The organism is Flavobacterium saliperosum (assembly GCF_900100625.1).
GTDB lineage: Bacteria > Bacteroidota > Bacteroidia > Flavobacteriales > Flavobacteriaceae > Flavobacterium > Flavobacterium saliperosum.
This window is the reverse complement of record NZ_FMTY01000005.1, coordinates 82,200-95,607: the sequence shown is the minus strand read 5'-3', so window position 1 is coordinate 95,607 and position 13,408 is coordinate 82,200. Positions and strand designations below refer to the sequence as shown.

The 13,408-nt window shown below is 38.4% G+C and carries 11 protein-coding genes and 1 pseudogene; 10 read left to right on the top strand and 2 right to left on the bottom strand.

Features of this window, described 5'->3' with window-relative positions; genetic code table 11:
• Positions 1–19 precede the first annotated feature (19 nt).
• The 10 genes and pseudogenes from BLQ05_RS10310 (at position 20) to BLQ05_RS10265 (ending at position 12,229) form a co-directional block, all read left to right on the top strand.
• Complete coding sequence (locus tag BLQ05_RS10310) at positions 20–322, top strand: hypothetical protein (protein WP_051365729.1); 303 nt, start codon at positions 20–22, stop codon at positions 320–322.
• A gap of 65 nt (positions 323–387) precedes the next feature.
• A complete protein-coding gene (locus tag BLQ05_RS10305) occupies positions 388–1,884 on the top strand; it encodes an efflux RND transporter periplasmic adaptor subunit (RefSeq protein WP_023575799.1) in 1,497 nt (498 codons plus the stop codon).
• A gap of 11 nt (positions 1,885–1,895) precedes the next feature.
• Positions 1,896–4,991: an efflux RND transporter permease subunit gene (locus tag BLQ05_RS10300; RefSeq protein WP_023575798.1), complete on the top strand. Its 3,096-nt coding sequence runs from the start codon at positions 1,896–1,898 to the stop codon at positions 4,989–4,991.
• Entirely contained in the window at positions 4,981–6,165 is a 1,185-nt protein-coding gene (locus BLQ05_RS10295; RefSeq protein ID WP_035654131.1) for a TolC family protein, read from the top strand. The genes BLQ05_RS10300 and BLQ05_RS10295 overlap by 11 nt, the downstream gene beginning before the upstream one ends.
• Before the next feature lie 65 nt (positions 6,166–6,230).
• A pseudogene (locus tag BLQ05_RS10290) lies at positions 6,231–6,527 on the top strand (DUF2400 family protein); the annotation flags it as partial.
• Between the two features lie 69 nt (positions 6,528–6,596).
• Positions 6,597–7,943 (top strand): DEAD/DEAH box helicase, encoded by a 1,347-nt coding sequence (locus BLQ05_RS10285; RefSeq protein WP_023575795.1) that lies wholly within the window; start codon positions 6,597–6,599, stop codon positions 7,941–7,943.
• Between the two features lie 127 nt (positions 7,944–8,070).
• Positions 8,071–9,999: a vWA domain-containing protein gene (locus tag BLQ05_RS10280; protein ID WP_035654130.1), complete on the top strand. Its 1,929-nt coding sequence runs from the start codon at positions 8,071–8,073 to the stop codon at positions 9,997–9,999.
• Positions 9,996–11,249 carry a dihydroorotase gene (locus BLQ05_RS10275; RefSeq protein ID WP_023575794.1) on the top strand — a complete coding sequence of 418 codons (1,254 nt, stop codon included), beginning with the start codon at positions 9,996–9,998 and terminating at the stop codon, positions 11,247–11,249. Before BLQ05_RS10280 ends, BLQ05_RS10275 begins: the two co-directional genes overlap by 4 nt.
• Before the next feature lie 4 nt (positions 11,250–11,253).
• The gene (locus tag BLQ05_RS10270) at positions 11,254–11,583 is read left to right on the top strand and encodes a DUF4870 domain-containing protein (protein ID WP_023575793.1); all 330 of its coding nucleotides are present in this window, start codon (positions 11,254–11,256) and stop codon (positions 11,581–11,583) included.
• 1 nt (position 11,584) lies between these two features.
• Positions 11,585–12,229: an alpha/beta hydrolase gene (locus BLQ05_RS10265; RefSeq protein ID WP_023575792.1), complete on the top strand. Its 645-nt coding sequence runs from the start codon at positions 11,585–11,587 to the stop codon at positions 12,227–12,229.
• A 122-nt stretch (positions 12,230–12,351) separates the two neighbouring features.
• Here the strand turns inward: BLQ05_RS10265 and BLQ05_RS10260 are convergent, their stop codons facing one another.
• Both BLQ05_RS10260 and BLQ05_RS10255 read right to left on the bottom strand, forming a co-directional pair.
• Positions 12,352–12,855 (bottom strand): hypothetical protein, encoded by a 504-nt coding sequence (locus BLQ05_RS10260; RefSeq protein WP_023575791.1) that lies wholly within the window; start codon positions 12,853–12,855, stop codon positions 12,352–12,354.
• 49 nt (positions 12,856–12,904) lie between these two features.
• Complete coding sequence (locus BLQ05_RS10255) at positions 12,905–13,408, bottom strand: hypothetical protein (protein WP_023575790.1); 504 nt, start codon at positions 13,406–13,408, stop codon at positions 12,905–12,907.

The window sequence follows — 13,408 nt, the reverse complement described above, 5'->3', positions numbered from 1 at the left end:
TCTGAATTACAGGACACCTATGGCATTATTTCACCATAGGTCATTTTTATATTTATTCATTTTATTAAAAGCAAATCCAATGAGAAAATTATTGCTTTCAATGACGGTATTAGCAATGCTTACAGCTTGTAATACCAAAAAGGCTGATGAACATGGTCATGACCATGCTGAAGGAACGCATCAACACGAAGATGGTTCCACACATGAAAATCATGAAGAAACTGCTGCTCCACAGGAAGAATTTACTGTAGGCAGTGACAGTACATCAACACAAGAAGCTCACGACCATCAGCATGCCGCTGGTGAAGAGCATCAACATTAATTGGTATAAAGCCCATAGTCATTTCCTATTTTGATTGTGGGCTGAATACTTTAACTAAAAATGATATGAGAACTAATAATAAAATACTACTTCTTGCCTTACTTGTTTTGAGCTTGGTAAGTTGTAACAAAAAAGAAGATACAAAAGAAGACTCATCATTGGAGCCATTAGCCTATACGCTTTACACTGATAATTCCGAATTGTTTGTAGAGTTCAAGCCATTGGTTGTCGGTCAGACATCTAAGTTTGCAGCACACTTTACTGTTTTAGGAGAAAACTTTAAAGCATTAACCGAGGCTAACGTGACAGTAAGTTTGGTCGTTGGCAATGAAGGTATACGAAATTCAGCAGACAAGCCAAGTTCCCCTGGGATTTTCAGATTGGCATTAATGCCTAAAATGGCTGGAAAAGGCACTTTGATTTTCGATATTAAAACAAAAGACTTCACCGATAAAATTATAATTAAAGATGTTACTGTCTATCCTAATGAAAAAGTAGCCTTAGAGCAACAACCAAAGCATTCTGATGGTGGTGACATATCGTATTTAAAGGAACAAGCTTGGAAAATAGATTTTGCCAATAAAGCCATTACCAAGCAAGAGTTTCACGATGTTATCAAAACAAGCGGACAAATACTCGCTGCTCCAGGTGATGAAATGATTGTAACTGCCAAAGCAAGCGGAGTTGTACTTTTTTCTGGTAAAAATACTTTTGTCGGAACTACTGTAAATAATGGCAATACACTTTTTACGATTGCTGGTGGTGATATCACAGAAAGCAACATTGATGCTGCTGTAAAAGAAGCAAAGGCAAACTACATGAAAACTAAAGCCGATTACGAACGTTCAAAATTGTTGGTAGCAGATAAAATTGTTTCCGAAAAGGAACACCAACAAGTAAAGCTTCAATTTGAAAACGCCCAAACTGCCTACAATACCGTTGCTAAAAACTACACCTCAAAAGGTCAGAATGTTTTATCTCCAATGTCAGGATATGTGAAAAATGTTTTGGTTACCGAAGGTCAATTTGTGCAGTCTGGAACTCCGTTGGCAACCATTTCAAAAAACAGAAACCTTATTGTTCAGGCAAATGTTTCCCAGAATTATTTTAACAGATTATCCTCAATTACTTCCGCTAATTTTAAAACACCTCAAAGTGACATTGTTTACAATACTAAGAATCTTAACGGGAGAATAATCTCTTACGGAAAAAGTGCTTCGGCAAATGCTCCGTTTATTCCAGTAACATTTGAAATCGACAATCAGGGACAACTGATTTCAGGGTCGGTAGTTGAAGTGTATTTAAAATCATCGTCAATTCCTGATGCTTTAGTTGTACCTGTTTCGGCTCTAATTGAAGAACAAGGAACTTTCTATGTGTATGTACAAACTGAAGGGGAAAGTTTTCAGAAAAGAGAAGTAAAACTTGGAGCTTCCGATGGTCAGGAAGTTCAGTTGCTTTCAGGAATTCAGGAAAATGAAAGAGTAGTTACCAAAGGGGCTTATCAAATAAAACTTGCTACTGCTTCAGGAACAATGCCAGCACATGGCCATGAACACTAAAAGAAAAGCACATGCTAAACAGAATAATTAATTTTTCACTACAGAACAGGTTTTTTGTAGTGATAGCATCCGTTTTACTGCTCATTTTTGGTGGTGTGGTGGCTTCTAAGATGGAAGTAGATGTTTTTCCAGATTTGACAGCTCCAACGGTTGTAGTACTTACCGAAGCTCACGGTATGGCTCCCGAAGAAGTAGAAAAACTGGTTACTTTCCCGCTCGAAACTGCTGTAAATGGCGCAACCAATGTAAGAAGGGTGCGTTCCTCATCTTCAGCAGGTATCTCAATTGTTTGGGTTGAGTTTGAATGGAATACGGATATTTACAAGGCTCGCCAGATAGTAAACGAGAAGATTACGGCTGTTGCCGAAAAACTACCGCAAGGTGTCGGTAATCCAACGATGGGACCACAGTCTTCCATTATGGGTGAAATCATGCTGGTCAGTGTTACCGCTGATAAAACCTCACAAATGGATTTAAGAACCATTGCCGATTGGACAATCCGACCAAGATTGTTGGCAACTGGCGGAGTTTCTCAAGTAGTGGTTATTGGTGGGGAATACAAGCAATTTCAGATATTGGCTTCTCCGCAAAAAATGAACTATTATAATGTTTCTTTGAGCGAATTACTTAAAGCCAGTGAAGAAGCCAACGGTAATTCATCGGGTGGCTTTATGAACGAATACAGCAATGAATACATTGTTAAAGGTATTGGTAGGACTTCCGACATTAATGAACTTGGAAAATCGGTTATCAAAACGGTGAATGGAAACACGGTTAAAATTGAAGATGTAGCCGAAATTAAAATCGGAGCTTCTTTAAAAATTGGGGATGGCTCGCTAAAAGGAAATCCAGCTGTTATTATGACTGTGATGAAACAGCCAGCAACCAATACGCTTGAATTAACCGACCATATTGATACTGCTATTGCTGATATTCAGAAGAATTTGCCCAAGGATGTACATATCAACACAAAGATTTTCCGTCAGGCAGATTTCATCAATGCTTCGATTAGCAACATCCAAAAAACCCTTTTGGAAGGAACAGCTTTTGTAATCATCATTTTATTCCTGTTCCTGATGAACTGGAGAGCAACATTCATTTCATTACTGGCAATTCCGATTTCACTTATCGTTGCCATTTTGACTTTGAAATGGTTAGGTTTTACCATCAACACGATGAGTTTGGGGGGTATGGCAATCGCTATCGGGGATTTAGTGGATGATGCCATTATTGATGTCGAGAATGTATTCAAGCGACTCAAAGAAAATGCACTGAAACCAGAAGCGGAGAGGAAAAATAAACTTACCGTTATCTTCGATGGTTCCTTTGAGATTAGAAGTTCGGTTATCAATGCTACTTTTATTATCATCGTAGCCTTTTTGCCGTTGTTCTTTCTATCTGGAATGGAAGGCAAATTGTTGGCACCACTTGGAATCGCTTTCATAGTTGCCTTGTTTGCTTCGTTAATCGTGTCCATAACACTTACACCTGTTTTGGCGAGTTACTTGCTTACAGATGATGAAATGCTGTTAAAACAACACAAAGAAAGTTGGCTTGTTGAACATTTGCAACGAATCTATACTAACGCATTAACCCGAACAATGGAAATGAAGCGAACCGTGCTTTTAGTTGCAGGGGGATTGTTTTTGATTGCTATGTTAGCCATGAGTCAATTGGGACGAAGTTTTTTACCAGAATTCAACGAAGGGTCACTGGTTATCAGTGCCGTAAGTTTGCCAGGGATTTCACTTGATGAAAGTAATAAAATTGGGACACAGGTAGAAAAAGCATTGCTTTCTGTTCCTGAAATAAAAGTTACCACACGAAGAACTGGTAGAGCGGAATTAGATGAACATGCCCAAGGAGTAAACGCTGCTGAAATAGATGCACCTTTTACTTTGGAAGAAAGAAGTCGGGAAGAATTCATGGCTGATGTTCGGGAAAAATTAGCAGGAGTTTCAGGGGCAAATATTACCATTGGTCAGCCTATCGGACACCGTATCGACCATATGCTTTCAGGAACAAGGGCCAATATTGCCATTAAGATTTTCGGAACTGACTTGAATAAGCTTTACACACTTTCCAATCAGGTTAAAAACGAGATTCAGAAGGTAGAAGGATTGGTTGATTTGAGTGTGGAACAGCAAATAGAAATTCCGCAGATTCAAATCAAAGCCAAGCGTGACATGCTTAATCATTACGGCATTACCGTTGGTCAGTTCAATGAATTTGTTGATGTGGCTTTTGCGGGCGAAAAAGTATCTGAGATTTACGAAGGAAACAAAACTTTCGATTTGATACTTCGCTTTGATGATGCTAACAAAGGCAAAATCGAGAATATCAAAAATGCTATGATTGATACCAAAGATGGTACAAAAGTGCCGTTGTATTATGTGGCCGATATTGTGAGTACTTCTGGACCGAACACTATTAACCGTGAAAATGTTCAACGTAAAACTGTTGTGTCTGCCAATGTAGCTGGACGAGACCAAAAAAGCGTGGTTGCCGACATTCAGAAAATAATCGATGAAAAAGTAAAACTTCCTGAAGAATATCATATTGAATACGGGGGACAATTTGAAGCCGAAGCCGAAGCATCAAAAACTTTGGTACTGACTTCGTTAATTTCGATTTTGGTTATTTTTATGATTCTGTACCATGAGTTCAAGAAAGTAAAAACAGCATCGATTATCTTGTTGAATCTTCCGTTAGCATTGATTGGTGGAGTTTTCAGTATTTACTTTACCAGCGGAATTTTGAGTATTCCTGCGATTATCGGTTTCATCACCTTGTTTGGAGTTGCTACAAGGAACGGTATTTTGCTGATTTCTCATTACGAAACACTTGAAAAAGAAGGTTACAACTTGTATGACACCATTATCCAAGGGTCCAAAGACCGATTAAGCCCAATCTTGATGACGGCATTAACGGCTGGACTGGCTTTGATTCCTTTGGCAATAGCAAGTGATTTGCCTGGGAACGAAATTCAAAGCCCTATGGCAAAAGTTATTTTAGGGGGGCTGTTAACATCAACACTCTTGAATATTTTTATTGTACCAGTGGTATACTATTTATCAAACCGTAAAAAAGAACAAAATGAAATATAGATTTTTAGTGGTTTTATGTGGAATCGCTCTTATTCCGTCACAAGTAAAATCGCAATCATCGATTGATAAGGTGTTGTCTGAAATCAGCAAAAATAATAAGACCATTCAAGCTAATCAGAAATTCACAGAAGCGCAAAAAATCCAATACAAAACAGGAATTTCGCTTTACAATCCTACTGTGGAATACGACTATCTGAAAGGAAGCCCTGCCAATGCAGGAAACCAAACAGATATTACAATTAGTCAATCTTTTGATTTTCCGACCGCTTATACTAAGAAAAATCAGTTAGCTAATCAACAAATCCAACAAACAGATATCCAACAGAAAATTGCTACTCAAAATCTGTTATTGGAAGCAAAGAAAATCTGTATTGAGTTGGTCTTCAGAAACAAATTGCAAATACCATTGACACAAAGGAAACAGGCAACAGAGAAATGGTTGGATAATTTCAGAAAAAGACTGAAGAGCGGGGATGGTAACATCCTTGATGTAAACAAAGCCGAAGTGCAACTTATTGATATTAAAAAACTGTATCTGGACAATCAGTCCGAAATTGCAAAACTTCATCAAAAGTTAATAGGTTTGAATGGCGGAAGCGATATTGTTTTTAACGATACGGTTTACTTTGGTTTTCCTGCTATTCCAGACTTTGAAACCTTAGAAAAGGAAATAGAAGAAAACGACCCTCAGCGCAAATTCTTGGAACAGGAAAAGGTAATCAGTCAAAAACAGTTGGAAGTCAGTAAAGCGTTGGCATTGCCTAAAATGGAAGTAGGGTATCACTATCAGGGAATCTTAGGTCAAACCTACAACGGAATTCATACTGGGATATCATTGCCTTTATGGGAAAGTAAAAACACGGTGAAACTCCAAAAAGCAAAAATTTCTTTTACCGAAACGGCTTTAACTGACCATAAAAATGAGCATTACTATGAAATCAAACAGCTTTACGGCAAGTATGAAAACCTAAAATCTATTTTAGAAGATTATCAAAAATCTACCATTATAAACGATAATATGAGATTATTAGATAAAGCATTATCTTTGGGTCAAATATCTGTTTTAGAGTATTTTGTTGAGCTTAATTACTATAATGCTACAATGAATACTTATTTGGAAACTGAAAAGGAGTATTTTGAGACGATTGCTTCATTGATGAAACACAAATTATAAATTATTAATTCACATTTTTGCCATCCATGATTTCTTAAATTAGAAAATTATGGGTGGTTTTTTTATTGAAGAAACAAGCATCACAATTTATACGCATCAACATGTATTTACGATGGATGGTTCGTCAGGACAACAAAGGCGTGGATTTAGGTATCTGGAAAAGCATTGCTCCTGCGGCACTTTCCTGTCCATTAGACGTACATTCCGGAAACGTGGCCCGAAAACTGGAACTGCTTACCCGAAAACAAAACGACGCCAAAGCGCTTTTGGAATTAGACTCCAACCTCCGTCTTCTCGACCCCAACGACCCTGTGAAATACGACTACGCTTTATTCGGATTGGGTGTTTTCGAAGGGTTTTAAAAGGCTAACTGAACCTCAAATGGTTATAACTGACTCAGAAATCGTATCTTTGCACAAAATATACGTTTTATGAGTACTTTTGAGCAATTCAATCTTCCGAAATCCCTACAAAAAGCCATTGATGATTTGGGCTTAACCACCCCTACGCCTATTCAGGTGAAATCATTTCCGGTAATTATGTCCGGAAGAGATGTTATGGGAATCGCTCAAACCGGTACCGGTAAAACGTATGCGTATTTGCTTCCTATTCTGAAACAATGGAAATTCACACCCACACACACTCCAAAAGTGGTAATTATCGTGCCTACCCGTGAATTAGTAGTTCAGGTAGCCGAAGAAGTGGAAAAACTGACCAAATACATGTCGGTTCGTGTTTTAGGAGTTTATGGAGGCGTAAACATCAATACACAAAAAACATCCGTATATCAAGGGGTTGACGTCTTGGTGGGAACTCCGGGTCGTATGATGGACTTGGCTTTGGATAACGTAGTTCGTTTCGATGAAATGCAGAAATTGGTCATTGATGAATTTGATGAAATCCTGAATTTAGGGTTCCGATTCCAAATTACTTCCATCCTTTCCATGATGCGTCCGAAACGCCAGAACATTCTGTTTTCGGCAACGATGACGGATGAAGTGGATGAACTTTTGGACGAATATTTCGATTTTCCGGTAGAGGTTTCTCTGGCGCAATCAGGAACACCATTGGAGAAAATCGAACAATTCGCGTACCATGTACCCAATTTCCTTACGAAAGTCAACTTACTGAAACATTTGCTAACGCAGGATGAGTCATTGGAGCGCATTCTTCTTTTCATCAATAATAAAAGAGTAGCCGATATCCTAATGGAACATCTGGAAGAAGATTTTCCGGGGCAATTCGGGGTGATCCACTCCAATAAATCTCAAAATTACCGTTTGAACACGATGGCCAGTTTTCAGGCCGGTGAAATTCGCGGAATCGTAACTACGGACATTATGGCGCGTGGTTTGGATATTTCCGATATCACACACGTAATCAATATGCAGTTTTCGGAAGTTCCGGAACAGTACATTCACCGAATCGGTCGTACCGGTCGTGCCGATAAAGAGGGTATCGCGATTAGCATGATTTCACCTACAGAAGAAGAATTCCAAGTGGAAGCCGAGCTTTTAATGGAAAAAGAACTCGAATTATTGCCTATTCCAGAAGGTGTAAAAATTGAAGAAAAACGTTTGGAATTTGAAAAAGACAAGAAAAAAGTCAAATTCCTGATGAAGAAAGTCAAACTGGAAGGTGGCGCGGCTTTTCATGAAAAATCAGATAAAAACAAACAGGTCAATCTTGGTGGACCAGGAAAAGTGAAACCGAGAAAAACAAAACCGACCAATCGTGCCGTGGAACGAAAACGTGCTGAAAAGAGAAAGAAGAAATAGAAATTAGGGATTAGTGGCTAGGTATTAGTAATTAGTTTTTTTTTTCTATTGTAGATATTCACTAATTACTAACAACTTTTTACTAATTACTCTAATTTTAATTATCTTTGAAAAATCTTTAAAATAAATGCAATTTAAACATCCCGAAATTCTGTATTTCCTTTTTCTATTGGTGATACCAATTTTGGTGCATTTGTTTCAGTTACGACGCTTTAAGACCGAATATTTCACCAATGTTCGCTTCCTGAAAGAACTCAGCATTCAAACCCGAAAGAGTTCCAAAATCAAAAAATGGTTATTGTTGGCTACCCGATTGCTTTTATTAGCGTGTCTGATTATTGCTTTTGCCCAACCTTTTTTTAAAGCCAAAGACAGTCAGAACAGCGGCAACGAAATGGTTATTATACTTGACAATTCCTTTTCGATGCAGGCCAAAGGCAACCGTGGTGAATTGTTAAAACGTGCTGTACAGGAATTATTGGAGAATACTCCGGACAACCAGCTTTTTTCGTTGGTAACCAATACCGAAACCTTCTGGGATACCGATATCAAATCGATTCAGAAAGACCTGCAAAACCTGCAATACAGCGCGACTCCGTTTCATTTGGACTTTCTGCTGACCAAAATCGACACTAAAAAACACAATACTCCGAAAGACATTTTCATCATTACCGATGCTGTGAATTCGCAATCGAAAAGCATTGAAAAACTGGATGAAAATTCACCGGTTTATTATTGGATTCCGAAAGCCGAAAATAAAACCAATGTGAGTATTGAGGCGGTTTCCATAAGCGGTCAATCGGAAACGTTTTATGAAATTAAAGTCGACGTGAATGGTTTTGGCACTATTGAAAATGATATTCCGATGTCGGTTTTCAACGGAAAAAATCTGGTGGCCAAAACAGTCGTAAAACTGAAAAACAATAAAAAATCGGTTCAGTTTAATTTACCGAAAAAAGATTTCCACGGCTATGTTTCCATTGAAGACAATAGTCTGAACTACGACAACTCCTATTATTTCAGCATTTCCAAACCGGAAAAATCGAATGTGATTGTCATCGGCGAAAACCAGAAAAACAACTTTTTATCCCGAATTTACACTTCGGAAGAATTCAATTTCACTACAACAGAACTCAGCGGTTTAGATTACAACGCCATTGAAAAACAAGACGCCATTGTGCTGAACGAAATCAAAGACATTCCGCAAGCACTAACCACTACGTTAAAAGCGTTTTATGAAAAAGGTGGTAATGTAGTTCTGATTCCGTCTGCGGAAAGTTCGGCTCAAAACGTGAACTCCTTTTTAACCAATTTCAGTGGAATTAAATTCGGTTCACTTCAAAATCAGGAAAAACAGATTACGAAAATTGCGTTCGGTCACCCATTATACCAAACCGTTTTTGAAAAGAAAACCGATAATTTCCAGTATCCGAAAGTCAGCACGGCTTTCAGTACGAGTGGGAATATTTCTCCCGTTTTAAGTTATGCCGACCAATCCTTTTTCTTAGGTTCAACAACCAACAAAATCGGAAACCTTTATATTTTTTCGGCACCGATAAACAAAACCAACAGCAACTTCCAGAATTCGCCTTTAATTGTTCCTACGTTTTATAACATGGCACAAAACAATCAGAAATCCGGAATTTCAGCCTACACTATCGGAGAAAATCAAAATTTGGTTTTGGATGTTTTGTTATCGAAAGATGAAGTGGTTACCATAGCAAATAAGCAGTCCGATTTCATTCCGATGCAACAGATTCTGAACAACAAAATCAAATTGGCTTTTGGGGATTATCCGGAACAATCGGGTAATTTTTCGGTGATGAAGAACAAAGACGTGCTGAAAAACATCAGTTTCAATCACGCCCGAACCGAAAGCGATTTGAGCCTGATAAACGACAATTTATTTGATAATTTTACTTCCGTAACTTCGGTGGAAGCGGTTTTCAACGACATTCATTCGACACGAACCGGCAACGAAGTTTGGAAATATTTTATAATTGCAACACTACTATTTTTATTACTCGAACTACTGATCCAAAAATTCGTAAAATGAACGTAATTTTAAAAAACACAACTATCATCGATACCGAAAGTGCTTTCCACAACCAGAAAGCCGACATTAAAATTATCGACGGCATCATAACCAAAATCGGTACGAATCTTACCAATGAAGAAAATTTTCCCGTTGTTGAACTGGAAAACCTTCACGTTTCCCAAGGTTGGTTTGATGCATCGGTTTCCTTTGGCGAACCGGGATTTGAAGACCGTGAAACTATTGCAAACGGATTGACAACCGCAGCAAAAAGCGGTTTCACCAACGTGGCCTTACAACCGAATTCCCTTCCGGTAATCGACAACCAGTCGCAAGTGAGTTTTGTTCTGAACAAAGCCAACGGTTTTGCCACGCAATTGCACCCGATTGGCGCGTTTACCAAAAACAGCGAAGGCAACGATTTAGCCGAAATGTTTGACATGAAAAACGCCGGAGCGATCGCTTTCGGAGATTATAATAAGAATTCCGATAACGCGAACCTTTTGAAAATCGGATTGCAGTATGTTCAGGATTTTGACGGATTGGTGATTGCGTATTGCCAGGACAAAACCATCAAAGGAAGCGGCGTGGTGCATGAAGGTTTGGTAAGCACGCGCATGGGATTAAAAGGAATTCCGGCTTTGGCTGAAGAATTGGAAATCGCGAGAAACCTGTTTTTACTGGAATATACCGGTGGAAAAATGTACATTCCGACGATTTCTTCGGCAAAATCGGTGGAATTGATTAAAGCGGCGAAAGCTAAAGGATTAAAAGTAACCTGCAGCGTTGCCGTTCATAATTTAGTGTTGACCGACGAAGTTTTAACCGGATTCGACACTAGATATAAAGTGACACCGCCTTTACGTGATGAAAATCACAGAAAAGCGTTGATTGAAGGCGTTCTGAACGGAACAATCGACATGATTACTTCCGACCATAATCCGTTGGATATCGAACATAAGAAAATGGAATTCGACAATGCCAAAAATGGGACTATCGGACTGGAAAGCGCTTTCGGAGCCTTACAAACAGTGCTCCCTTTGGAAATCATCGTTGAAAAATTAACCAACGGCAAGAACGTATTCGGAATTGAAAAGCAAACGATTAAAGAAGGAAATGCAGCTTCATTAACGTTATTCACAACAGAAGGGAACTGGGAATTCAGCAAAGAAAACATCCTTTCAAAATCGAAAAACTCGGCTTTTTTGGGACAACCGATGAAAGGAAAAGCTTATGGTATCTACAATAACAAACAATTAATTTTAAACTAACGTCATGGAAAAAAATTCGGTACAAGAAGGAAAAACTACTGCCATAATTAGTTATTTCACCATTTTAGGAAGTATCATCGCCATTTTCATGAACATGGAACCTAAAAATTCGTTTGCGGGTTTTCATATCCGTCAGGCCTTCGGAATTAACATTACGTTCTACATCTTAGCCTATTTTATTGGTTATTTCGACAGCTGGATGGTTTCTTCCAGTTTCTATGTATTCATCTTTGTTTTATGGGTTTATGGATTTATCGGAGCCGTTCAGGGCGAAATGAAAGTGATTCCGCTTTTGGGAGAACATTTCCAGAAATGGTTTAAAAATTTAGCATAACATGAATTTATCCTTATACCATCTCGTTAGAGAACCGAAAGTAAAAAAAGAAAAAAATCCGTTGCTGTTACTATTGCACGGTTATGGCAGCAATGAAGAAGATTTATTCTCCTTCGCACAGGAATTACCGGACGAGTACTTTGTGATTTCGGCTCGTGCGCCCTACCCGCTTCCGCCTTATGGTAACGCATGGTATGCCATTCATTTTGACACCGATGAAAACAAATTCTCCGATAATGATGAAGCCCGGGAATCCCGTGATTTAATTGCAACATTCATCGACGAATTGATAGCAAATTATCCGATTGACGCTAATAACGTTACACTGATTGGTTTCAGTCAGGGTTCCATTCTGAGTTATTCGGTAGCGCTTTCCTATCCTGAAAAAGTACAGCGGGTGGTGGCTTTAAGCGGTTATCTGAATTTGGACATCGTAAAAGAAAACTATCAGAGCAACAACATCAGCAACCTGAAATTCTTTATTTCCCATGGAACAGCAGATCAGGTAATTCCGGTAGACTGGGCTAGAAAAGCTCCTGAGTTTTTGAAGAATTTAGGATTGGATGTGGTTTATAAAGAATATCCTGTCGGTCACGGTGTGGCTCCTCAGAATTTTTATGATTTTAAGAACTGGTTGGTACAATAAACAATCATTTACTTGAATTGATTTTGTATATTTTAATCTGTAAAATGTGAATTTATTTCGCCGCAGATTTAATGATTCACACAGATTTATCTGCGGTAATCCTTAAATCTGCGGTTATTTTTTTATTCGCCAACATCGCTGCCAATTATCTTTTTTTCTACGGCAACAGCCGAAACAAACTCTATCTGATTGCCTTTCTTCAGCACATATCCTTTCCAGGCTTCCAGCATCCAATCGGATTGCACATAAGGTTTTCCTTCACTTTCTCGTTTCAATAACAATGATTTCTTGGCGTTTGGTAAAAACAATTCGGCTACCGCTTTGTCTTCACTGAAAACAACGTAAGCATTAAGGGTAACCAGCTCTCCATCTACATCTACTGAATCGGCCTGACTTCTGTAGGGCGTCAATCGGAATCCCTCTTCAAACACACGAATACAGCCTTTACGGGTTTCGGACCACATGTAACCAGCCGATGCAACACACCCCTTATCATCTTTATCATTTCCCAACACAACAGGCTTCTGATCTACCACAACGGCATCATCAGTCGAATGATCTTTGAGGATAAAATCGCAGGAGGTCAGCAACAAAACTGCCAAAATACTATGTACAATTATTTTCATGTGGTGGTTATTGTTAAGTCAGACAATAAAAACTAAAATTACTACATTTTTATTGTACATTTTTTACTTTGGGAAACAAAATCGTTTCTATGGTTTCAAAATCCGTAGGCTTATTTTCGTTGACAAAATATTTTATCAGAATTTCACCTCTCAGCGTTCCAGAATAAATATCGGCAATTATCCAACGGTGATTGATTATTTTTATCTTGTTGATAATGAATTTATTTCCGTCAATGGGATCGTATGGAATTAACGGATTTCCTTTCGGACTGTCGTTTAATGCCAACAATTCATTTTTTATTTTCTCCGATAATTCCGGAATACTGTAATCTTCAAGATAGTTTATGGATTCGTCATTCATCTCCAAAGAGAAATAATTCGCATCCAGCATCTGGTTGTAAACGATATCGGACGAATCCCTTACGGCTTTTATTTTCGCTTTGGCATTCTCGATTTCCTTGCTTTGCGTTTTCAGGATTTTAGTTGAATTCATGTACTGAAACACATTGAACAACAGGGACAGAATAAATAAATACAATACTGCTTTCTTCAT

Coding starts and splice junctions, on each gene's coding strand:
- BLQ05_RS10270 (WP_023575793.1), top strand. CDS start 11,254: ATGGAAAAAAATTCGGTACAAGAAGGAAAAACTACTGCCATAATTAGT.
- BLQ05_RS10275 (WP_023575794.1), top strand. CDS start 9,996: ATGAACGTAATTTTAAAAAACACAACTATCATCGATACCGAAAGTGCT.
- BLQ05_RS10310 (WP_051365729.1), top strand. CDS start 20: ATGGCATTATTTCACCATAGGTCATTTTTATATTTATTCATTTTATTA.
- BLQ05_RS10265 (WP_023575792.1), top strand. CDS start 11,585: ATGAATTTATCCTTATACCATCTCGTTAGAGAACCGAAAGTAAAAAAA.
- BLQ05_RS10305 (WP_023575799.1), top strand. CDS start 388: ATGAGAACTAATAATAAAATACTACTTCTTGCCTTACTTGTTTTGAGC.
- BLQ05_RS10285 (WP_023575795.1), top strand. CDS start 6,597: ATGAGTACTTTTGAGCAATTCAATCTTCCGAAATCCCTACAAAAAGCC.
- BLQ05_RS10295 (WP_035654131.1), top strand. CDS start 4,981: ATGAAATATAGATTTTTAGTGGTTTTATGTGGAATCGCTCTTATTCCG.
- BLQ05_RS10260 (WP_023575791.1), bottom strand. CDS start 12,855: ATGAAAATAATTGTACATAGTATTTTGGCAGTTTTGTTGCTGACCTCC.
- BLQ05_RS10300 (WP_023575798.1), top strand. CDS start 1,896: ATGCTAAACAGAATAATTAATTTTTCACTACAGAACAGGTTTTTTGTA.
- BLQ05_RS10255 (WP_023575790.1), bottom strand. CDS start 13,408: ATGAAGAAAGCAGTATTGTATTTATTTATTCTGTCCCTGTTGTTCAAT.
- BLQ05_RS10280 (WP_035654130.1), top strand. CDS start 8,071: ATGCAATTTAAACATCCCGAAATTCTGTATTTCCTTTTTCTATTGGTG.